The 23410-nt window shown below is 35.5% G+C and carries 13 protein-coding genes, 2 tRNA genes and 2 pseudogenes; 8 read left to right on the forward strand and 9 right to left on the reverse strand.

Annotation, left to right across the window (positions count from 1 at the left end):
• Nucleotides 1-155 precede the first annotated feature (155 nt).
• A tRNA-Ser gene (locus ACFIKU_RS07050) sits at nucleotides 156-245 on the reverse strand.
• Nucleotides 246-530: 285 nt separating this feature from the next.
• Here ACFIKU_RS07050 and rplU point away from each other — a divergent pair.
• From rplU to ACFIKU_RS07070, 4 genes are all read left to right on the forward strand, one after another.
• Nucleotides 531-998, forward strand: coding sequence for a 50S ribosomal protein L21 (rplU, locus tag ACFIKU_RS07055; protein ID WP_375657087.1), 468 nt, complete (start codon nucleotides 531-533; stop codon nucleotides 996-998).
• A gap of 12 nt (nucleotides 999-1010) precedes the next feature.
• Nucleotides 1011-1280 carry a 50S ribosomal protein L27 gene (gene rpmA, locus ACFIKU_RS07060; RefSeq protein ID WP_273723965.1) on the forward strand — a complete coding sequence of 90 codons (270 nt, stop codon included), beginning with the start codon at nucleotides 1011-1013 and terminating at the stop codon, nucleotides 1278-1280.
• A gap of 1318 nt (nucleotides 1281-2598) precedes the next feature.
• Entirely contained in the window at nucleotides 2599-5130 is a 2532-nt protein-coding gene (gene ptsP, locus ACFIKU_RS07065) for a phosphoenolpyruvate--protein phosphotransferase (RefSeq protein ID WP_375657088.1), read from the forward strand.
• A gap of 1624 nt (nucleotides 5131-6754) precedes the next feature.
• Nucleotides 6755-6844, forward strand: a tRNA-Ser gene (locus tag ACFIKU_RS07070).
• Between the two features lie 467 nt (nucleotides 6845-7311).
• On the opposite strand, the gene ACFIKU_RS07075 is transcribed toward ACFIKU_RS07070, so the two are convergent.
• The 7 genes and pseudogenes from ACFIKU_RS07075 to ACFIKU_RS07105 form a co-directional block, all read right to left on the reverse strand.
• The gene (locus tag ACFIKU_RS07075) at nucleotides 7312-8532 is read right to left on the reverse strand and encodes an MFS transporter (RefSeq protein ID WP_375657089.1); all 1221 of its coding nucleotides are present in this window, start codon (nucleotides 8530-8532) and stop codon (nucleotides 7312-7314) included.
• A gap of 2052 nt (nucleotides 8533-10584) precedes the next feature.
• Nucleotides 10585-10908, reverse strand: coding sequence for a cupin domain-containing protein (locus tag ACFIKU_RS07080; protein WP_375657090.1), 324 nt, complete (start codon nucleotides 10906-10908; stop codon nucleotides 10585-10587).
• Nucleotides 10901-11244: pseudogene (locus tag ACFIKU_RS07085) on the reverse strand (YqcI/YcgG family protein). Before ACFIKU_RS07085 ends, ACFIKU_RS07080 begins: the two are co-directional and overlap by 8 nt.
• Before the next feature lie 20 nt (nucleotides 11245-11264).
• A complete protein-coding gene (locus ACFIKU_RS07090; RefSeq protein WP_375657091.1) occupies nucleotides 11265-11531 on the reverse strand; it encodes a YqcI/YcgG family protein in 267 nt (88 codons plus the stop codon).
• Nucleotides 11532-11638: 107 nt separating this feature from the next.
• Nucleotides 11639-12844 (reverse strand): ATP-grasp domain-containing protein, encoded by a 1206-nt coding sequence (locus ACFIKU_RS07095; RefSeq protein ID WP_375657092.1) that lies wholly within the window; start codon nucleotides 12842-12844, stop codon nucleotides 11639-11641.
• A complete protein-coding gene (locus ACFIKU_RS07100; protein ID WP_375657093.1) occupies nucleotides 12841-13635 on the reverse strand; it encodes an MFS transporter in 795 nt (264 codons plus the stop codon). The genes ACFIKU_RS07095 and ACFIKU_RS07100 overlap by 4 nt, the downstream gene beginning before the upstream one ends.
• 80 nt (nucleotides 13636-13715) lie before the next feature.
• Entirely contained in the window at nucleotides 13716-14045 is a 330-nt protein-coding gene (locus tag ACFIKU_RS07105; protein WP_375657094.1) for a hypothetical protein, read from the reverse strand.
• A 1083-nt stretch (nucleotides 14046-15128) separates the two neighbouring features.
• Here ACFIKU_RS07105 and tmk point away from each other — a divergent pair.
• Together tmk and ACFIKU_RS07115 are read left to right on the forward strand one after the other, a co-directional pair.
• On the forward strand, nucleotides 15129-15779 hold the full coding sequence (tmk, locus tag ACFIKU_RS07110) for a dTMP kinase (protein ID WP_375641425.1): 651 nt from the start codon (nucleotides 15129-15131) through the stop codon (nucleotides 15777-15779).
• Between the two features lie 604 nt (nucleotides 15780-16383).
• Nucleotides 16384-17595: an MFS transporter gene (locus tag ACFIKU_RS07115; RefSeq protein WP_375657095.1), complete on the forward strand. Its 1212-nt coding sequence runs from the start codon at nucleotides 16384-16386 to the stop codon at nucleotides 17593-17595.
• Nucleotides 17596-17913: 318 nt separating this feature from the next.
• Here the strand turns inward: ACFIKU_RS07115 and ACFIKU_RS07120 are convergent, their stop codons facing one another.
• Nucleotides 17914-18183, reverse strand: coding sequence for a hypothetical protein (locus ACFIKU_RS07120; protein ID WP_375657096.1), 270 nt, complete (start codon nucleotides 18181-18183; stop codon nucleotides 17914-17916).
• Between the two features lie 955 nt (nucleotides 18184-19138).
• Here ACFIKU_RS07120 and ACFIKU_RS07125 point away from each other — a divergent pair.
• The gene (locus tag ACFIKU_RS07125; protein ID WP_375641427.1) at nucleotides 19139-19645 is read left to right on the forward strand and encodes a helix-turn-helix domain-containing protein; all 507 of its coding nucleotides are present in this window, start codon (nucleotides 19139-19141) and stop codon (nucleotides 19643-19645) included.
• Between the two features lie 1066 nt (nucleotides 19646-20711).
• Nucleotides 20712-23410, forward strand: a pseudogene (locus ACFIKU_RS07130) (hypothetical protein); the annotation flags it as partial.

Raw genomic sequence — 23410 nt, forward strand, 5'->3', positions numbered from 1 at the left:
TCTTTAAAACTCTTTGAAAAAAATAAATTGCTACAAAACCTAGTGGCAAAATATACAAAACCCGCTGGCAAGCTACAACAAAACTCGCTGGCAAGCTACAGCAAGCTACACCGCTGGCAAGCTACAACATTTTAATAATATTGCTTTATAAACTTTGGCGGAGAGAGAGGGATTTGAACCCCCGATAGAGTCACCCCTATGCCGCATTTCGAGTGCGGTGCTTTCAACCACTCAGCCATCTCTCCATAATAAAGTGAAACAAAAATCAGCACTATTTGAGTATATAAGGGGTAGATAACCTTCAATTGTTTTTGGTACAACCTTTTTTTCTTTTTTATGGGACTTTATTGACAGAGAATAGAAATTCCTTCATATATACAAAATATAAGCGTGGGGAAATCTGCGCATATTTGTGTTGAAGAAGGTTTTATCCTTCTTTAAAATCTATTACGACTGATAAAAAGCAGCCTATTTTCCCTTATTTCAAGGTAGAAATTAAATAAGAGCTGGAGTGAACGGAAGGATAAAAAATGTTCGCAGTCATTAAAACTGGTGGTAAGCAATATCGCATTGTTGCTAATCAAGTGGTAAAAGTTGAAAAAGTTAGTGGAAATGCGGGTGATGTTGTTGAATTCAATGACATATTGATGGTTGGGCAAGAAGGTAATGCGGTTATTGGTACCCCTATCGTTGCTGATGCATTGGTGACAGCTGAGATTATAGAACAGGCACGTGGGCGCAAGGTTATCGCATTTAAGAAGCGCCGTCGTCAAAATTCTAAACGCACGCGTGGTCATCGTCAAGAATTTACGAGGCTTCGTGTTTTAGAAATTTTAATGGGTGGTTCAAAACCTAAAAAAGCAGCTGCGAAATCGATAAAAGAGGAAGCAACTGCACCAAAAGAAACAAAAGCTGCTGCTGTTGTTGAGAAGACGGCTGAAAAAAAGACTGCGTCGCAGAAGAAAGCGTCTGTAGCATCAAAGAGTAAGAAAGATTAAAGGAGAGCGTCTATGGCACATAAAAAAGCTGGTGGTTCCTCGCGTAATGGTCGCGATTCAGAATCGAAACGTCTAGGCGTTAAAAAATTTGGTGGTGAAACCGTTATTGCTGGAAATATTATTATTCGCCAGCGTGGTACACGTTGGCATCCTGGCAACAATGTCGGCATTGGAAAAGACCATACGCTTTTTGCATTATCAAATGGAAAGGTTTCCTTTCAACGCAAAGCGGGTAATCGTTCCTATGTTTCAGTCATTCCTATGGTGGAGGCAGCAGAGTAATCTGTAACACTCTCTAGCAACCAATAAGCTTTCATTGAATTGTAGTTGTGGTTTTATAAGTATTAAAAGGGAAAGATAGAATCTCGTCTTTCCCTTTTTGCGTTGATACTATAATAAATGTAGAAGATATACGAAAAAAGTAGAATTGGGAAAATGGCTTTTCTCAATGAGAGGGGAAGTTTGTGTGATTTTATGTTAGTGTTTAGTACTGAACGTATTGATATTATGATAGAATTTGTTGATAAATTTCTGTATAATGATAATAAGGAGAGACTTTCTTTTTATGCATGAAGAAGTGTTTAGTAATTTCTTTATAAGAGAAGCAGTTTGTTTTCAGAAAATTATGAGAAATTTAGTGAGAGCATTATTTATGTAATCATTTTGATAAAGATGGGTCTTTTTATCGGCATTGTGGTATTGGTGAGTTGTCATACTGTTTTTAGGTAGTGGTGTGGATAGGTGAGGCTATTCATTTAAAAGAACATAGGGATGAAAAATCCATAAGATGGCAGTCAAAACTACTTTGAAAGTGACATGCATTAAGGAATTTTCGGTAAATCGAGAGTGAAATTATATTTTTTAGGAGGACGGTGTTTAAAGATATAAAAATAACCAATGTGTAATCAGCGCCCTTCAAGAATATTTTTTCTGATTTCACTATTATTGTGTATTGTTGAAAATAAACAAGCATATTTTACTTTATTTATCTTATTTGTAGAGTTTTTCTTGATTTTAGTAGTTGATGATGGATGGTGCTTGGGGGATATCCATACTTTGCAAATGGTGACAAGGGGCATTGTGTGTTTGCGATATTGATTGAAGTAAAGGAGTAGCTTAAAATATATAAATGTCATATATCGAGGGTTTTGTATCATAGGATAGCTGCACGGAATTTTAAAGATGATGAGTTGCATGGAGCAATTTTTAATTATGTAATGAATTTATAAAGAGGGATGATAGGTTAAATAAACTGTGAGGAATCAGTTAAAATATTAGCTGAAGTTACAGATGGTTGGGAAGGATGCTTTCTTGTAGAGGGAATAATGAAAAGTTATGTTGAATAACTTTGGAGGATGAGAGCGTTTTTAAAACATAGTTTTTCAGGTGATTGGTGCTGTAAAAATCGGGGTTTTGTCTTTGTAAAGTAAAAGAGTAAAGGCAAACTTGTGCGTGATGCTTTTAAGCACCTCACTTAGCTATATTCCGTAAAATATAAATAAAGCTGTGGTGGTATTTATAGCTTGTATTTTGGGAAATGCAGCTTTGAAAAGGAATTTATCAGAGATATTGGTGTTCAAATGTGAGGCAATTTGAATTCATGATGAGATATGAGAAAGCAGAAGCAATGAATGTAGATTTTGCCGAGGGTGAAATCGTGTCTATAAGATCTATACAACTTGCAGCTGCTTTTGATCATAAAAATGATGCAATTTATGCTGCTGCTGAATTGCTTGTTCAGGTTGGTGCCGTTGATAAGTGTTATCTGGCAAGCATGCTTGCACGTGAAGAAACAACCAATACTTGGTTTGGAAATGGTATAGCCATTCCTCATGGTATGGCTGAAAATCGTGATTTAATTATCAAGGATGCTGTTGCTGTTATACAGGTTCCTGCTGGTGTTGAGTGGCAGGATGGCAAAAAAGCACATTTGGTTATTGCCATTGCAGCGTGTCCAGATCGCTATAGAGAAATTTGTAAAAAATTGACGTCTCTTTTATTTGATAAAAAACAGCTTGAAGTACTTGCAACAACTATGGACAAACAGCAAATTGTTACAACTTTGTTTGACCAAGATATGAAGATAGAAAAAACTTTTATTGGTGACCTTTCGGTGTGTCAGGAATGGACTTTAGATTATCCAAGTGGTCTTCATGCACGACCAGCTTCTCTTTGGGTTGATTTTGCGAAAAAGGCGCAAAATTCTATCAGAGTTCGCCATGGTCAATATACCGTTGAAATGAAAAATTTGGTTGGTTTATTGCAATTAGGAGCAAAAAACGGTGATGTTCTGATTTTTTCTACAGATGCTGCAGAAGGAGCACAACTTCTCAATGATGCCATTGCTATTGCAAAAAAAGTGAGTATTAGTGAAAAATGTCTGATGAGAGCAATGGAATCTCAAACAAAGGCTTTTCATGGTTGGTATCCACGCTCTATGCAAAAAGGCATTTCTGGTGTTGGAGCGAGTTCAGGATTAGCATTTGGTAAGATTTTTGTTTTAAGGCAAAATGATATTTCCATAATAGATCAGCCAATTGATTTTGCAGCTGGTGCAGCATGTCTTGAAAATGCTCTTACAAAAACAAAACATAAAATGGCATCTGTGATTTCTGATATTACAGTGCGTATGGGCGCAGATTCTGCAGCGATTTTTTCTGCGCAAATGGTTTTGCTTGAAGATGAAAATTTAATAGCTCAAGCTTGTCGTTTTATAGCGGAAGGTCATGGTGTAGCTTGGTCTTGGGATAGAGCGGTTCGTCAATTTTCAGATATGTTTTTTAAGGTAGATAACCCTTTGATAGCAGCACGTGCTGTTAATTTAGTTGATGTTGGTCGACGTGTTTTAGGTGAAATCAATCCCTCCTATAGATCGTTCTTTTTAAATGATATTCCACATGGCGTAATTCTAGTTACAAATGACCTTTCTCCTTCTGATGTAGCACAACTTGATTGTACAAGGGTAAAAGGATTAGCAACAGCATGGGGAGGTCCGTTATCTCATACAGTTATTTTGGCGCGTACTCTTGGTATTCCAATGGTTGTTGCTGCAGGTGATGATATTTTAGCGATTCAGTCTGATATTCAGGCTATTATTGATGGCGATAACGGGTTTATTTACCTTGATCCTACGCTTGAAGACGTTGAAGATGCTCAAAGGCATATTGATACTGTTGCGCAAAAACGTGTCAGTGAAACAAGTGCGTGTAGGTTACCAGCGCAAACGACAGATGGTCAAAGAATTCGTATTATGGCTAATGTCAACTACGCAAGTCAGGTTCCTATTGCGCTTGATTTGGGGGCTGAAGGTGTTGGACTCATGCGCACAGAATTTTTGTTTTTAGAGAATCCACATATTCCGGATGAAGAGCTACAATTTAATACATATCGGGCGATGATTACAGCTGTAAGAGATAAGCCATTAATTATTCGTGCGCTCGATATTGGTGGGGATAAACAGGTTACGCATTTACATTTATCTAAAGAGGACAATCCTTTTTTAGGTGTTCGAGGAACGCGGCTTTTGTTACGTCGACGTGATCTCTTGGTGCCTCAATTACGGGCTTTGTATCGAGCAGCAAAAGAGGGTGGAGATCTATGGATTGTGTTTCCGATGGTAATGTCTGTTTCAGAGATTGTCGCTATAAAAAAGATTGCAGAGGAAATCCGCAACGATATTGATGCACCAAAATTAAAACTTGGTATTATGATCGAAGTTCCAGCAGCGGCCATTATGGCAGATGTATTGAGCGCCCATGTTGATTTTTTTTCAATTGGAACCAATGACCTAACACAGTATACAATGGCTGTTGATCGGCAAAATCCATACCTTGTGTCTGAAGCTGATAGCCTTGATCCAGCAGTTTTGCGTATGATTTATCAGACTATTCAGGGAGCTGCACAACATAAGTGTTGGGTTAGTGTATGTGGTGGTATGGCTGGAGATCCTTTTGGTGCAATGATTTTGACTGGATTGGGAATTAATGAGCTTTCTATGATATCTTGCGATATTTCTCCAGTAAAGGCGTGTTTACAAACTCATAGTTTTGAAGATATGAAAATTTTAGCACAAAAAGCATTACAATGTGAAACGGCACGAGCTGTACGTGCTCTAAGCAGGGATATAAGGTGATAAAGAACATTAAGAGGTATGAGCTAGCTCATTTTGCAGAGTAATCAGGTCTTTAGTGCTGTAAAACATTATCCTTTAGGACGATTATAGGCAGTATATTAATTTATAATGGTAATTTATCGTTTTACATAATGAGAGCCCTGAATATCGTAGAGTTTTCTCGTTTTAAATTTCTCTATATTGAATTAATAAAAATTATTTTTTTATACGTTACAAGAAGGAGTAACGTATGGATAAAACACTTTAGGAAAGAATAAAAGCCTTTTATGTATTCTCTCAAATAGCAAGGGATATTGCAACATTAGGGGATAAATAGCGCGATGGTACTTGGCTTGTATTTTTTATTTAAGGAAAGATGAAGCTATCCAACAGATTTTATACCATTTATAGACACCGTATGAGATAGATATGACAAGCTTTAAGAGATGTTTTTTTAACAAACGTGTGGATGAGAAAGAAAATAGTATTCTTAGAGTATCTTGTTTTGTTATGAGAGCATATCTCACTTAAAGAATGCAATAATCAAAAGTATGAAGAGTACGTAATCTCTTTTAAATAATAGAGATTACTTTAGATATTTTGAAAACTGTAAAGCTGAATTTAAAAGTATAGGCTAAAAATGAAAATAGCTTTGCATCGTTATGATTTTGTATTTGAAAAAAATGAGACTATTTTCTCATTTCAGAAAATAAGATATATTCATGCATATTAAATTAAAAATGCAAAGGTCTTTTTTGTTTAAGTTTTATTTTCTTTAGTATCACCTAAATATTAGAACTGTGAAATTGAATAGAGGATTAGAGTAGGGCTTATTCTATAATCCTATGAAAGAGAAAATTGACACCATAACACTATTTTACAGCCCTCAGTGTTGCAAGAATTCGTGCTATTTGAAAAAATGCATAAGAGGTATTTATCATCTCTTAAAATGTACTTCCCCCACATACTATCTCCGCTTATGACGTATAAGCAAGTGATTTTAATTAATTCAATATGAAAGGGGTTATGATGAAAAAAATCACGATATTCGAGGTTTTTATGATGAATGAACGATAATTTATATTTATAAATCAATATCTTATATGTTGTCTGAAACATAAAAGTGATGAACAGGTAGATCTCATTTCAAGAGAGAGATGTTTGTAATCAAAGTTATAGTGATTAAGTATTTTCATCCTTGGAGGAAAGAAGGAGATTGAAAATGATTTTTATTGAAATAAAATTTACTATTTGGATAAACAATTTTAATATTAGGGATATAAGAAGTTTATATCGTTATTATGCTATTTATTATTAGGGTAATCAATGGTGTTAAGCGAGAGATATTTAATTATTTGGTTGTGTAAAACCATGGACTGTATGCCAATTTTAAGAGAAGTATTTTTTGTGAAGCAGAAAGTGCACAAATGAGCATGAAAGTTTATGACTGGTGACAATCTTTTTATTCCCATTATTGTATTATACAAACCTATCCACGGAAAAAGTTTTTTCTTAAAAAGAAGGGATGTGCTTGTTATTCAACAGATATAAGCTCTTACTTTAATAAATGAATTTCTTTTTTGAACTTTGAATGTATAATTTAGGCTTGCACGTTATTTCTTTCTGGGTATAGTGCGAGACTTCTGGAGAGGTGGCCGAGTGGTTGAAGGCGCACGCCTGGAACGCGTGTATATGGGAAACCATATCGAGGGTTCGAATCCCTCTCTCTCCGCCATTAATTTAAAACGAATTTTCATATGCTTGATATGACATAGCTTAAAAAGCTCAGGATTTGCAGGATTTTTATTGTTTTCAATTGACCAGTTTGCGCTGATCTGTGTCTGTCATTATGTATAGCTAGAAATTGCTGGTGAATTTCCATGAATTTTATAATTTCTAAGCTCCTATCCCTCGATCTTTAGATAACTTGATCTAGCATAAACGATCTTTTCAAATATCATAAAGGGTTTTTGCCATTATCACTAACTTCTGATAGAGCTTCAGAATTAATGGTGATCATAGTGCTATTTGTAATTCCGATTAACGGGCTAAATGCGTTTTATCTACACGAGAGGCAACAAATACCTAAGCTTTTCTCACGCAATGTGCTCATTTAAAATTAATGGCATGAATATTTATACAAAATTTTTATCTATACGGTAATCAAAAAAAGGCTGACGTAATATAATAATTGAATATCATTTATGCGGCGTTTTCTTTTATCTCTAAGCTTTGTATATAAATAGATAGTCCGTGTAAAATAAATAAAGGGGCGAAAAAACCTATAAATATACACAGGACGTATAATATAGAAAATGAAAAAAGTTTTCCTGCATATAAAAGCACAATAGAGAATAAAGCTGTTACGATGCGCACACTGGCATCGCCTGCCAAAATCACTTCGGCTAAATTTTCACTAGGTGTGATAGCTTGTCCAATTGTTATTCCCGATACCCTAAAATAAAATTGTCCAATACCTAATAAAAAACCCATAATATAAAGGGAATATTGAGTAAAATTTAAATATAAAACAAAAGAGATTGCGATCACTGCAAAAGCCGGTGTTCCCCATACAAAAAAACGAATTAAAGATGGAAATTTCCGTAAATAATAGGATGAGATAAGACCATTGACTACAAAACCCAGTGCTGACAAAGAAAAAATAGAATTTTGAATAGCTGTAAATTTTATATTATCTGGTGTTATAGATGCAAGAACAAGTGGCAATAGAACAATAGGCCCTGTATAGAGAAAATTACTCAAAATACGATTAATCGTTAAAAAACGCAACGCAGAAATCCGCCAAAGGCACCGAAAACCAACTCCATAAGTTTTTTGAGATGGCTTTTTTAATAGTTCTTTTACTCTGTTTATTTGTTGTATAGACTTTATACGAAACCATAAGCTGGCATTCAAAAGATAAATCAATACAATAAAGGATATGGCTGTTTTGTGCCCAAAATGGGCAATTATAAAATATATAAGCAATGGGGATATAATAACAAAAAACTGACAGCAACTAGTATAAAATGCAAAAATTCCAGCTTTTTGTTTGGGAGTTGGAACCAGCTGATTTAAGGCACTATTGTTATTTGGGTTATCAGCCCCCATCAAGAGAGCAAGTAAAAAAAATACAAATAAAATAAGTACCGGATTGTTTATAAATAATAAGAACGATAATAAACCAGCGCAAATAATTTGACTATAAAACCCAATTATAAAGCCTTGATAGCGTACCAAAACATTTCCCAAACATAAGCCTGCAATTCCAATTGCAATTAAATTAACAACATTTAAAGTAGCAGATGCTTCTCCCGTTGTATCTTGGAATTGTAACAAAGAAAGGCCAATAGATAATACACCACTAGCACAAAAACTCGTCAAACAACCAATCAAAATCATAAGAAAAACAGAATTACGCAATAGCCCTCTCACTCTTTAAAAAAGACTCAAGCCATTTTATGATTTTTTCCATTGTCGAATATGGTTCGGTACTAAATTCCAGTTTTTCATAAAATTTTAGTTCAAATACGTTATAGGCACTTATTTTTTGCAAGTCATCTGTCAGTATGGATTCTATACTTGGCAACGTTGCGCCCATAGATTGAGACAAATAATAGGAAATTACTTTCCAATACATATAAGTATGCTCTCTTGCCAAATAATTTTCCAAGGCATATTTCAGGTGACAACCATCTAAAATATATTTCGAATAATGGTGCAGCGGATAACAAATACAAATAGCATTCGTTTCATGTACGGGACAAGAAGAAATATTAATATTTTTATCATTTCATAATATTATAAAAACTTTCAGTGAGCAGATCTTCTCAATTTAGTCTAGACAAAACAAGAGTGTTTGCTAAGTATTGAGCAACATGAGACAAAGCCAATCTTACTACTAAAGTTTCCAATAACCTTTAAGTCAGATTCTGGATAAGCTTTTTTAAAATTCCCAACCCATATGTTTCTATGATATATAATAATTGGCTCATCTCGTCTGAATGAACAAGATGTAATTCTAAACCAATATTATTACAAAGTTTTTAGATCTTGAATTGCTCGTATCCTAATCTGGTATTCTTAAATCATCATAGGAACTAAAGATTTTTTAAGTATTTCAACTTTTATTAAACTTTATAATAATGTATTGGAATCTCCTCTTCACTGACTTCGACAATTATTTTTTCACCACTATAAGAACAAAAAAATTATCTTTGAATTTGCTTACTTTTAGAAAGAAAAATGAGCAACACTCTTCCTTAACTAAAAGAAATACGCTCTCTACCTTTTTCTTTATGATGATCAAAAACCTATTCTGTTACAATTTAACCATTAATTATTAGGATAAATATTCTGCGTTTAGCCTAATAAACTGTTATGATAGATGGTTTCTCTCTGTTCTAAAAATCAGCGCTTTTCTTCCTAGAGATATTCGTAATTGCTGTACAATCTTTCCCAAAAGACACTCCTTCAACATTGCTATTAACACGATCATTCTGAGAAGTTTTATACATACACACTGCCTTATACCGAATGCTACGTATTTTTTAAACTTATTTAACTAACCAACATCTTCTAATGGGCAAAATAAATTACGAAATTTGTATGCTTTCACAATTCGAAAAACAATCATATATCTCTCTCTAATGATAGGCGATGTGATTAGAATAAAGTCTTAATGATATCGGTAGAATAAATTGACCAGAAAAAATTGCCAGTACTGATGGAACCAATTTTATTTCATACCTTATAACTCTATCTAAATTTTAATCATTTTTGTTAAAGGTTCTTATGCAATTTTTTCTATATTTAGAATTCTTTTTCCACTTGTTTGCAACAAAAGATTAAGAGCTAAATTCACCTATGTTATAATAGTTCTTCTTTTGGTAAAATAGGGCCGCTTCAATCTCGACATGTAAATATTTTAATTCTTTAATATATTCTCTTCATAGGCTTTAGACTAAAAACACACCAAAACCAAAATATTTATTTTACTTAAATTATTGAATATTATTTAAGAAGTAGGGAAATGAAGTGATGCAAGAGTTAAACAAATTATTTAAAAGTTCAAATCTATCTACATTTTAGAGCCATCACGCATGGTAATAACAGTTGTCATTAGGTATACTAAATATGCTTGATAACTTTTCTGCTTCATGCTTGTAGGGAGTTCCAGATAGAGATAATACCAGAATCCATCCGTGAATGCTCGATAATAAAGCTGTAAACAAAATTATTTGCTTGTTTTTTAACCGGGTAAGCTTGATCCATTTTTATTCCTAAAGAATAACGTTCTATTTTGTGCTGTAAAATGCGGTTTCTGAAAAGTTTTTACGTTGATTTGGGGTAGGGGCCGTAAACTTCAGAGCCTTATTTTCCGCAGAATCTAGGGGCGTATTATGAGAAGTAGGAGTCAAAGAATAAAATCCTGTATGAGAAAGAATCCATTAGAGCCTATTAAAGAGCGTGTGATTACCCATCTCTAATATCTCCAATAGTGAGATTTTCTGTAGCAATTGCATATATGCATCCTACTTCTGCTGCAATTGATTTGTGTCTTGTATTGGCAGGTAGATGTATAATATCTCCTGGTGTACAGGTTATACGTTTTTCGCTATAGAAAAAATCTAACTCTCCCTCTATAATTAAGAGAGTTTCATCGACCTTGTGAATATGCCAATCGTGTATTTTTTGGGGAAAGTCTCTTTGTATCTCTATTGATCCTTGTTTTGGCATCATCATTTTTAATATATCATAGATATTTTTATTTAATTTAATTTTAGAAAATTTAGTCATTATCGTGCTCCATTATATGATATGGGCAAGGTGGGCATTCAATATTATTATCTTGCAAGAAATATTGCGTCCACTCTCTATTCTGAGGATCGACATATTTTCCTAAAAAGGGGGATTTTGTGATAATATCAAAAGGTTCAAGTCTTTTTCCTACAGCGGAGAATGCATTTTTCGCTTTTTGTTCTGTATCAAGCAGATCAGAAAAAAACACCTAGGCTGGAAAGTTAACATAAATGTAGAACTTTTTCTAATTATTCTGTTTATATGGGATGGGGTATTGCAAACTATAAACATAGGCTCGCCATGAAAGAAGAACTCCCATAGACGATTGTACATATTTTTTGTATATGCTTAGGTCATTCTCGGTTGTCAAAAGCTCGCAAATTTTTAAGCATAGACCAGAATTTTTCTCTATAAACTTCGATACTTTGTACGGGGGCAGGCTCCTCGAATGCAACAAAAGATGTGTTCTTTCCAAAATTTTTATAGTTATCGCAATAATTTATCAGGTCTTCCATCATATTTTTTGCGGTCAACTTATTGTAGAATCCAAATCTAAGCATATTTTTTGAGTATCCATTTATACTGAATAGGCAGGGAAAAGGTCTAATTGTGTTATTCATGGTTGCATCGAATTCTTTAAAAACGATCTGCTTCCATTTTTAATATTTATCTATATTTTCAATTACTTACGATGCTGAATCCATGTTTTCTTCCCAATTGTTGTATTTTATAAGAAATTGCTACGAATGATCCTTTCCAAAGCTGATAATTCATCATCACTGTGTCCCAAAATTGCTATAATGGCCGGGCAGGTATTTAAATCGATGGTTAGAGGGAGGGGCTCGTTTTCTTTAAAAAAGAGCATAAAATGAACCACATTTTCCCAAGAATGAAGCTTTTGCTGCCATACGTTAACATCTTTTATAATATGACCGTCGATCTCGTTGATAAGAAAGATAATACGCCCTTTTTTCTTAAAGCGACTTGGTGTTTGCGAAAACACGCCCGCAATAAGGTTAACGGAGCTTTCAAGTAAATCATCGTCATAGCAATGCGCGAATAAAGTGGGTGCAATTCCTCCGTGGAGGCGGGCTCCTACTTCGATCATCACTGGACCACGAGCTGTTTGCATGATTTCCATATGCGCGGGTCCATATTCAATCCCCAGCGCGCGAATGCATTGTTTTGCATAAGAGATAAGAGGGGCATAAGAGGGATCTTGAGCATCAAGTACATCAAGCGATTCATAAACAAAAGCACTTCCATTATGAATACCTTTTTTATATCGTGATAAAGCACATATCTTTATAGCCTCTCCTTTTACAATGGCGTCGATGATGTATTCCTCTCCCTCCAATCTTTCTTGGAGCAAATAAGTCTCGTTAGGTGTGCCAAAAATATTTTTCTGTGTCCAGTCAATCTCAGAAATCAACGCTGCTACTTCGTCACGGCTAGAGAAAAACAAAACGCCATCGCTTCCACCAGAATCATTTGGCTTTACCACATAGCCGCTGGGACTTTCAAAACCATCGAGAGTACAATTGTCTTTTGTAAGAATTTTTGATCGGATGTAAGATAAACCATTTTCACAAAGGCGCTTTTGCATTGCTGCCTTTTTCCGTCGCCAATCGGTGGTTGAGGGATTATTCCCAGGGCAATTATAATAAGCCGCCAATTGATCTGCACAATAAATACTTACCTCGGCGCCTGCTACCACAGACTCTATTGCGCCGATAGGAAAGCGTGTCTTTATCTCATCTACATTATGAAGTTTCGCTTCTGCCATGCCCTCTCCCTGATAAGAAAGCATATAGTGTGAAAAAGGAGCTTGTTGAGAGACAACACCATAACAAGCATAGCCTAATTTTTGCAAAGCAGGACCATAGAGGGCGCCCGTGGAGAAAGGGTCGACAATAAGAATAGTTTTTCTCATACTTTGTTCCGCTGCAATAAAAGGAAAAGAACATAAATAAAGATTATTAAGCCTATAAGGGGTAGAAGATAAACAGCTGCTTGAGGACCCATAAGGGCAGAGCTTGTAAGAAGACCAAGGATAACATAACCTGCCGATTGGGAGAGAGTATAAAGCATGCCGCTATAGCTTCCCACCAGCTCTGCTTGAGCCTCTGTTTTAGTCGCTTCAATCGTATGTTTGCGGGCATTAATTCGCATGGTATTCATTGAAAAGCCAATAAAAAAGCAAAAGACCACAGCCAAATAGAGCGATTGTGTGGTGCTAAAAATAAGATCAGCCACGCTCAACATAAGGGCTGGGAGAATAAATTCAAAGCGAGGGATTTTGATAAAAGCAGCCAAAAAAGCGCCTATGCCTGCAACGGCACTGCAAAGCCCATAATATTCAGAGCCAAAATTTTTCACACTCTGAAAAAGAATGGTTGCCAGCGTATTATAAGCGCAAATATGAAAGCCTATAAGTCCTATGCAGACGCACAAAAGTTTAAGCTTACGGGAGAGTCCATCCGCTTGTGGTGTAGGTGCTGTCTTCTTATCGGTTGTAGGTGCTGTGGTATCTGTAGCGTTATATTCATCGCAAAAGATGATATATCCGGCTATAAGGCTTATAATGATGTCAAACACACAAAGTGCTACAATCAAACCATTATAGCCGATTTCAGCTGCTGCCCCTCGAGGGCTGGTTGCTTCTAAGAGATAACCACTCAATGCTGCTCCCAAAAAGGCGCCAATTTGCACCACTGTTTGCATAATGCGGGAAGCCTTTTGGGCACTAATATAACCACTAAGCGCTAGTTTAGTATTATAAGTCTCGAGTGTGCTTAAGGTAATCAAAGAGAGATAGCCGATAGAGATAGAGACAGCGATAAAACCAAAGGGGTATCAGCGTAATGAAAAAGTGCAATCAATAAAAGAAGGCTATAGATAATGATCCGCCTTTTGTATAAATCGACCAACCGCAGTGAGGCTTTAATGCGCACAAGTCCGCTTTTTTTCAAAAGATAGGGCATAAGGGTGCCCAAAGCCATGGTTACGCCTAGGAAAACAGATGAGGATGTTATGCGATAAGCATTCCAAAGATTACTTAAGAACAGAACCATATCAGAGAGATAAAGCAGGACAACAAGCCCATAAAACCGAAACATTTGCTGTTTGTGCACATCATCCCCCCCATTTCGGAATCTCTTAAAACACGCAGTATTATAAATCAGCACACATGTTTACGAATAATGAATACACACACATATTACTGGGAATGTCAAGTTTTTTGATCGGGAAAAATTGAACGCTGATGTTTATGGTAGTGATAGCTTATTTTCATGAGAATGAGTAGCGATGGAGGCTGGTATTTTCACTGTGTCTCTTGTGGGGGGCTTGCCAATAAGGGGAAAGCCAGATAACGAACATAACTATGTCCTAGAGATATATTTTGCGCTTTCAAGTTGATTTTGTTTATACTCAAGGTTGAGGTTTTTCTATTGATCGTTGTTAGATGTTGTTGTGACAACAAACTTCGTTATCTATCAGAAACATTTATGGCATTAGCGCTAAGGTATGCAGTTGTATTAAAGCCTTTGCATCGTAGTCTTTTCATAGCAAGGTATTATTGGTTCAGTTTTAGGAGGCTTTGTTACGGCTGATTTGGGCGTCGTCGTTGTTTGAGGTCTTATTATAATATTCTTAGTTTCAGTTTATGAGTATACCGAAAGATATAGTGAAACATTTGATTCAAACGCTTTGCAAGGCATATTTCAATATCTCAGCGATGTTTTCCGAGAATTGCTCTGCTGCTTTTTGAAGGAATCGGATATTAAATGCTTATAGCGAGGGCAGTGGTTTGAGAAAGGATTGAGTTGATTTTATTAGATTCCTATGTAGTGCAATCTAGTATTAGCTCTTAGGAGGAAATTTATACTTAGATCTAACTCATTTCTATATGCTTACACAACGTTATAGAAGTAATCCTCAGAAACTCTACTAGAATTCGTTAAAAAATGGCAGGGTATGGAGTATGAACAAAAAATATATTTTTTACAAATACTTAATCTCATTTTAAGCTGTCTAACATATAAATTCATCTTAAAACTAAGTCTATATACCGCCATTTATCATAAAGTTAATAAGTTATACAAATGCGTGAGTATTGTGTTTTTCTGTTTAGAGACGAGTAAAAAAACACCTTATTAAACATTAAGAGATTTTAGACATAAAACAATTTAACTTATGGAGAGTATATAGACAAAATGTATCTTGATAAAAAAGTTTATAATTTCATGTGGTCTTCAAAGAAATTTTCTGGTTCTTTTATTGTCTTATGCGGGTTTGATGGGAGTGGAAAGACAACACAAATAAAAGAAATTTCTCGCCATTACTCAACAGAAAAACATATAATACAAACTTTTCAACCCAGTTATTGGTATAGAAATAATCCAGAAATTAGAGATTACTTAGATAATGGAAAAGCAATTGATCCGTTGCTTTTAGCACTCTTATCAGCGACAGATAGACGCAAACATACACTTGAAATTATTGAACCTTCCTTAGCTTCATCGCAAAATTTATTAATTAGCGATCGATATGTTTATTCTAGTCTTGCTTATTTTTATGCTCGAGAGCTTTCTGTTGAAAGTGTAGTTAAATTAAATCAATCTATTCCAAGACCTCATATTACATTTTATCTTCATTTGCCGCCCACTACTATACTGGAGCGGTTGCAGAAAAGGGATGGTTTAAACTTAAAATACGAAGAAAAACTCTCTTTTATTGAAAAAGTTTATGAAGTATACCAAGTTTTATCAGAAATAGATGAGCGGTTTATAACACTTGATGGAACTGCTCCTGTTTCTTTAATTCATCATCAAATACGACATCATATAGATGAAGTTTGTTTTTGATTATGAATAAACTAATTTATTAATCAATTTATCCACGATAGATCCTTCTTTATATATTCGTACTCTAAATTTGAAACTTTAGAGATATGATTGCAATAATTTAACTACTCAGGAAAAATATCACGTTATATATTTTAATTGGAAAATTAACTGTAATGGGCTTGTTTTAAAAGATTTAGAGAAGGGGAGTAGAAAAGTTATCAATATTTATCGTGAGGATAATAGTATGTTTATTCTTTTAGAGACGAAGTGTGGTGATAGAAGAACGACATGGAGGGATATACATGAGCATATTTTTGTGCACGGAATAATAAGGATAATGATGTGTGTGAAGCTTCCATATTATAAAATTGTTTCACATATGTATAAAGGTGTAGCTTCTGAAGAAAATGAACATAAAATATTAATTTTATTGTATTTTTATTCATAAATATTTCGTTTTCATAGAAAAATTAATCATATCACAGCACAAAGATTTTAAAAGCTTCAAAAAAGGAATTTTGCTTTCTTAAATTTAATGATCTAAAATCAAAATTGTAAGAATGCATGTTTAAAACAGGATATATCATGCATATCGACAGGTATTTATTTTAGAGGATAATTTATGTTCACTTCAAATTTGAAGGAACGCATTGCTTTATTTAAAAATAGAACTTTTCTCTATTTTACTTTGAGCGGCTTATTTGCTACATTTGGAAACGGACTAAATTATATTGCATTGTCATGGCTTGCTTATAATCAGACGAGTTCAATCCGTGGTGTAGCGTTGATGATGCTTTTTCTTTGGGCGCCTAGCATTATTTTTGCTCCTATTTGGGGCATATTGGCAGATAAATATAATCGTAAAACGCAAATTATTATTTCAAATCTTATGAGAGGTTTGGTAATCGTTGGCTGGGTAATGCTTTGGCATTTTGGTATAGACATTGAATTGATGGTCTTATCTGCTCTTTTGGGTATTTTTATCTCTTTTTATATGCCATCAGCTATTTCTTTAATTCAAAGTATTGTGCTGAAGGAACAGCTCATTAATGCAAATGCGACCATCGATATGGTTTATGAACTTGGCACTATCGCAGGTATGGGCTTAAGTGGATTGATACTGGCCTATGCAGGAACAAAAGGAACCCTTCTAATAGGTGGTATATTCTTTATTATTGCTGGTTTATTTAATTTTGCAATGAAGGTACCTAAAAACCGAAGATCTAAAAATCAAAACCAGCAAAACTGGTGGAAAAATTATACAGCATCCCTTCATTATTTTAAACAGAATCCGGCTCTTTTTGTACCTTATGTAAGCCAGATGATGATTATGACTCTTTTGATGACCATTCCTGTTATTCTCGTTCCTTATATACAAGAGGTTTTGCATGCGGATAGCAGGACCTTTGCAATATTTGAGGTACTTTATTCTATGGGCGTATTGACAGGTGCGTTTTTTTCACCGCTTCTTTGTAAAATTTTATCTATAAGGAAAACATTAGCCATTTTATTAGCTTTTATGGCTATTGGCCTTGCTATTCTATCTGTTAATACACACAATTTTGTTGCTTTTCCTGTTTATTTTATGATTGGATTTGGACTTTCGAGTTGGGCTCTTTCGATTTCTTTATCACAACTCTCTTGTGATCCTGAATACCAAGGAAGATTGCAGGCAAGTTTTAATGGTATCTCTGGATGTTTTATCCTCGGAGTCTATCTCATTATGGCAAGCGATAACAGTAGCATATCACCTCAATCGATATATTTTTTTCAAAGCATTTTTGCGCTTGTTGGAATACTCATAGTGCTGTTTTATAGACATGAAAAACAATAAATTACATTTAAGTGTGGTAAATATACGCTATTTTATAAACATTTACGCTACAGCATATTTCATATTTTTCTTTTACAGGGGAGTGAGAAAATGTAAAAGTTGGTGTTTAATGAATAAAGCGCAAATTGATGTATGCTAGAGAATATTCTCTATTTTTTGATAATAATCCAAAAGAATTGCTGCGTTTCCTTAATTCATCTCACTTTTGTTAAGAAGATGAAAACACAACACTTTAAATCTTCTTGAAAGTTTTTTGTTTAAGTACAGTAGAAAGTAAAGCGATGAGGTAATATCTTATCATATGGGGAGGATGTTGCATTATTTTTGTTTTTCAAAATCCATATGAAAAATTGTATCAATTTCATCTTCATTGGAATGAGCATTTCTGCGACGATTCAAGGTTTGTACAATCTCTTTTTTTAAAACAGCCTCTGTTTCACTTAAACGGAGAATACTGAGTTCTAATTCAAGAGATAAAGCTAAATCAACGCACAGTCTAAGCTCTTCTCCAATGTCCAAACCACGTTGATAGTCGTCATAAAGACCAACCAGTGTATCAGATAATTCTTTATCGCATAAAGAGGTCATACTTAATTCTTCCACGTTGCGGTTTTGCATGCAGTTTTTTTAGTATCACACTACTATCATCACTTAGAATTGCCATGTATTACGAACCTCATGGTTTTGTCAATTTTCTGCAAAATACGCGCTTTTAAATCAATACCTATTTAAAGATTTTATTACTCCAACATTTTGAAGCGCCCAATTGTAAATATGGATGGTAATGTGTTTACTATAGAACTTATAGCATTTAAAATACATTGCCAAAAGGCTTTTAATGTGCATAGAAGAGGAGCATTCTGGCGATAAACCAAACACCCTGAAATCTCTCTTGCCAATTACAGCTAAATCAGCGCTATTAATATATAAAATAAGCAAACATGGTTTGTAAACGTCTAACTTTTTAATAACGAGTGATGATCTCATTTTTTGTAGAAGACCGATTATTTTGCCACTTTTATACTGATTTTTAGACGTTGATAAACTTTTTACCTTATGTTGTAATGTAAAAACTTTGGGAAGTGTATTTATAGATTCTTGCAAAGAAGTTTAAGCAGGTTTACTAGGCTGTTGAGTGAGAGAACTTGTGTTGGGCTTTTTGCTTCTGAAAAAATATGACTGTGACTTTTGAGAAAGCAGTTGGCAAGAATTGGCTTGGCGTGCAAACTGATAGAGTTGGCAGTGGCGCGTTTAGCTTTTTCATTGGGCTGTGTCCAAATGTTTTTGACTTTGGAAAATAGGCTCTGATAGGCTTGAGTTTTGCCAAGGTTATATTACAGGGGCGCAAGCTCAGTAAAATACCACGGCGATCGCATTTTTTGTGTGATTGTCATAATTTTCGCTCCTGCTTAAACGGATACTGTAGCGTCCATTTTTGTGGGGTTATGTGTGTAGATCTTTGCCCAACATAAGGGGCAGTAATAATAGATATAAATCAATATAATTATTTAGTCAACAATTATATTGATTTTGGAGTGTTTTTTTGGCTCGTCCGGAAGCAAAACCTAAAACTGAGTTGGCAAAACGTTTTCGTGAAGTGCGTCACGCTCTTGGTTTTACAGAGCGTAAGCAGTTTGCTGAACATCTTGGTATCACTGCTGGCTCTGTAGGAACTTATGAAACTGGTATAAGTGAGCCTACAGCCTCTGCGCTTTCCAAATATCAAAAAATTTGTGGTGTTTCATTAGATTGGCTTGTAACGGGCAATGGCGAGATGTTTTCAGATATGGCACAGGCGAAAGCAGCTGGTTTTAAACCGCAAGCGATACCTGCTGGGCTGATGAAAAAGCTTGGACATTTGGTTTATACGACCTATCATGATGCAAAAATAGAGCTTTCTCCTGAAGATGTTGCGGAATTGGCAGCAGAGCTTTATGGAAAATTGCAAGAGCTTATTCAAAACCTCAATGATATGGAAGAAGTCGAAGCCACTTTGCCCCTTTTGAAATTACATTTAAAGCGTAAAATCGAAACTGAAAAGCACATCTAGAAACTTCATAAGATACGAATGAGCAGCCTTTTTAAAAAATAAAACTTTTTTGATTTTCTGCTGTGTAACCAAGTTTGGAATGTGAAAATTTCACGATCTTCGAGTCTTTTATTCAATCTGAAAAACGAGAAAATATCATTATATATTAATGTATTGCTCTAATAAAGATAAAACTACTTATAAAAGAATTACAGTTAGTAATACAAAAAGATTTATTCAAAAATAAGCTAATATAGCATCTATAGCACCATTAATATTTTTGGGTGAAGGAAAAGGATACTGATAACATTGAAAATATAATGGGTTATGTGGGGAAAACAGCTAAAAAACAGCTTCTTTTCGGTTTGTGGTATTTAAAAAATTTATACAACAGTAGGAAATACAATGACGATGTTTTTTTCTTATAGATAGGGTAACAGACATATGAGAGAGACGAACTAAGAGATATTTATAGGCGCGCTTTTGTCTTTTTATGAAGATGATGAGATGAGCACGTTGAAACTTTTTACAGGGCGTGCATCATTATATTAAGGCAGATTTCTTTCAAAGATATGTATCATATGTTGAAACAGCTTACCTCGCAGAAAAGAGTGAGGTCATTATGATAATCGTCATCCATTACATTATGCTATAAGTTAAAAAAACATAAATTTGTGCTTATAAGAACAGCTAATTTATTGAGAAGTATTTTTACAAATTTATAAAAATTATTTTTTGTACTCTTGCCATTCTTCTGATGCGCTTTATTTAAAAAGTAGAATTGCTCTTTAGTGAAACTATTTTTGTTAAGAGATAAATCGCAGTGTTTTTGAATGGAGATCAAGTTATATTTTCAAAGTCTTGTGTTTTTATTTATTTTTTAGCTTGAATCCCTCTAGCTAAAAGGGTTGGGGACTTTTCTAGATTCGATGTTGTTGCAAAGATTTTAGGGCGATGCTGTGATGAAGATCGCTATCGCAGAGGGGTAGTTTTTATCGTTATTTATTTGTTTTGGGGTGCGCAAACACGGTTTTGCCGTGAGGTTTTTGCGCGTTGTGTTGATTTGACTCTGTTGGAGGAGGTTCTTATGAAAAAAAAATATTCCACACCAAATTTAATTAAAGTTGTTTCGCTCAGCGCGGCAATAGCTACACTCTTATCGAGTGTTTCTCCTGTTTTTGCCGCCAATCTTGCCTTCACTGGAGGGACTAATCTAAGTACACCTGGTGCCGGTGTTTCCTATACATACGGTAGTCATGGGAGTGTTGTTTTAGCTGGTGATGATGATCACTGTGGTGTGGATAATGTTGTTGGTCGTGGAGGCAAACAACAAGCGTCAGTTACTAAACGAATAACTGCAGAAGAGCAATATAACAGATTTATCACTGATCAAAAATATGGTGATCGTAATCCTTATGGCGCAACTACTGAAAAGGTCACTTGGGGTGGTGATAGTTGGACAAACCCTCGTGGTGGCTATATGGGGACGCTGACTAGTGGTATCATTAGCGCGATGCCTGAGGCTTATGGTGTTTATTCTTTTGCTACCGGTTGTGGATCTGCAGCGACGGGTAATTATTCAACCGTTTTTGGTGCAGGTGCGACAGCAAAGGCAGGGGGTGCGCAAGCTTTTGGTGTTTCTGCGCTTGCAGCTGGAAAAGCAAGTGTTGCTATGGGTGTGGGATCAGAAGCATCGGGGGAGTCTTCGGTTGCTGTTGGAGGGCTTACAACCGCTTCTGGTAAAAATAGCATTGCTTTAGGGACTAAGACAAAAGCAGAAAAGAATTATGCAATTGCTATAGGCTCAGAGGCTGAAGCTCAAGCTTCAGGTTCTATTGCAATAGGGAGCAGGCTCTCTGACAGAACTGAAGCATCTAACCCTCAAAGAAGAGTAATTGCAAAGGCAGAAAATGCGATTGCTATAGGTACGCATACCTATGCTGAAACGGAAGATTCAGTTGCTATTGGTGCAAACGCACAGGCGCTTGTGAAGGATGGTGTTGCTATTGGTGGGGGCTCTGTTTCTAATAGAGACAAGGGCGCTAAAGGGTATGACCCTTACCTTGATGGTGATACGACAGAAACCAGTATGGCATGGGTGAGCACAACAGGTGCTTTTAGCGTTGGTGAAGTTGGTGGCAGGGATAACGGTACGCTAACACGGCAAATTACAGGGGTCGCTGCGGGTAGTGAAGATACCGATGCGGTAAACGTGGCGCAGCTGAGAGCTATGAGAGACGTCATAGCAGGGGGAGGGGGCTGGAAACTTTCTGCTAACGATATCGATCCGACAGATGTGCATACAGGCAATACCGTAGATTTTTCAGTAAAAAGTGAAAAAGAAGAAGGACAAGACAACTTAAAGATTGCAAAACATACTGAAGATAATAAGCATAAAATTGAATTTACTTTGAGTGATCATCTTAAATTGACGCAAGTCACCACAGGCCAAAGCACGATGAGTGATGATGGCTTTTTTGTTAATGGTAAAGATGGTTCGCGCATGACTGTGGATGGCTTTTTTATTAATGATAATGGTCCAAATATAACTGTGGATGGTATTGATGTAGCCAATCAAAAGATCACAAATGTAGCAGAAGGGACTAAAGATACCGATGCAGTGAATTATAAACAGCTGAGAGCTGTACAAGAGGCAACCAAAACGAGTTGGCAGCTTGCTGTTAACGGTGGAGATGCTACAGCTATTGGACCAAATGGCACAGTAAATTTCCAAGCAGCTGGAGACGAAGATAGAAAGAATATTAAGATTACAAAAGATAATGATCACAATGTCACATTTGATCTAGCTGATAATATTAATGTAATGAGTGTCACGGCAGGAGAAAGCATTATGAGTGCTGCTGGCTTTATGTTTACTGATGGTACTGGGCCGAGCATAACTGTTAATGGCATTCATGCTGGTGATAAAACAATTAAAGGAGTAGCGGCAGGGGAAGGCGATACCGATGCTGTAAATTATAAGCAGTTAAAAGACTTTACAGCAGGGATGGCAACAGGCTGGAAACTTTCTGTTGATGGTAACAATGTTACAGATGTTAAAGCTGGGAGTACAGTAGATCTTGTTGCGGGTGAAATCAAAAATATCAAAATTGCAAAAGACAATAATAGAGTTACATTTTCTTTGAATGATAATCTTACGCTCACAAGTGTCGCAACAGGCAACAGTATTATGAGTAATGAGGGCTTTAAGTTTGATAATGGGGGACCAAGTATAACTATTGATGGTATTGATGCTGGCAATAAAAAGATTACAAAAGTTGCAAAGGGAACTGAAGATAATGATGCTGTAAATTATAAGCAGCTAAAAGATTTTACAGCAGGGATGGCAACAGGTTGGAAACTTGCTGTTGAAGATGAAGAGCCTACAGATATTGGTGCAGAGAGTACAGTAAAGTTTGTAGGTGTTAACGCAGAGGATGGTAATGAAGAAAGTAAGAATATCAAAATTACCAAAAACGATGACAATACTGTAAAGTTTGATTTGAATGATATTGTCAGAGTTAAACGTGTAATAGCAGGTAAGGCGAATGTAAGTGATAATGGCTTCGTGATTACTGGTGGTCCTAATATGACTACTGGTGGTATTTATGCTGGTAATAAAAAGATTACGGGAGTGCTGGCGGGAACTGATGCTGAGGATGCAGTTAATTATAAGCAGTTGCAAGATTTTACAGCGAAAATTAAAACGGGTTGGAAACTTGCTGTTGAAGATGAAGAGCCTACAGATATTGGTGCAGAGAGTACAGTAAAGTTTGTAGGTGTTAA

Origin of the sequence: Bartonella sp. CM120XJJH, assembly GCF_042194715.1 — a bacterium.
GTDB lineage: Bacteria > Pseudomonadota > Alphaproteobacteria > Rhizobiales > Rhizobiaceae > Bartonella.

What these genes read in the sequence shown, in the direction of transcription:
- rplU (WP_375657087.1), top strand. Translation starts at nt 531, where the DNA reads ATGTTCGCAGTCATTAAAACTGGTGGTAAGCAATATCGCATTGTTGCT.
- rpmA (WP_273723965.1), top strand. Translation starts at nt 1,011, where the DNA reads ATGGCACATAAAAAAGCTGGTGGTTCCTCGCGTAATGGTCGCGATTCA.
- ptsP (WP_375657088.1), top strand. Translation starts at nt 2,599, where the DNA reads ATGATGAGATATGAGAAAGCAGAAGCAATGAATGTAGATTTTGCCGAG.
- ACFIKU_RS07080 (WP_375657090.1), bottom strand. Translation starts at nt 10,908, where the DNA reads ATGACTAAATTTTCTAAAATTAAATTAAATAAAAATATCTATGATATA.
- ACFIKU_RS07090 (WP_375657091.1), bottom strand. Translation starts at nt 11,531, where the DNA reads ATGAATAACACAATTAGACCTTTTCCCTGCCTATTCAGTATAAATGGA.
- ACFIKU_RS07095 (WP_375657092.1), bottom strand. Translation starts at nt 12,844, where the DNA reads ATGAGAAAAACTATTCTTATTGTCGACCCTTTCTCCACGGGCGCCCTC.
- ACFIKU_RS07100 (WP_375657093.1), bottom strand. Translation starts at nt 13,635, where the DNA reads ATGCAAACAGTGGTGCAAATTGGCGCCTTTTTGGGAGCAGCATTGAGT.
- tmk (WP_375641425.1), top strand. Translation starts at nt 15,129, where the DNA reads ATGTATCTTGATAAAAAAGTTTATAATTTCATGTGGTCTTCAAAGAAA.
- ACFIKU_RS07115 (WP_375657095.1), top strand. Translation starts at nt 16,384, where the DNA reads ATGTTCACTTCAAATTTGAAGGAACGCATTGCTTTATTTAAAAATAGA.
- ACFIKU_RS07120 (WP_375657096.1), bottom strand. Translation starts at nt 18,183, where the DNA reads ATGACCTCTTTATGCGATAAAGAATTATCTGATACACTGGTTGGTCTT.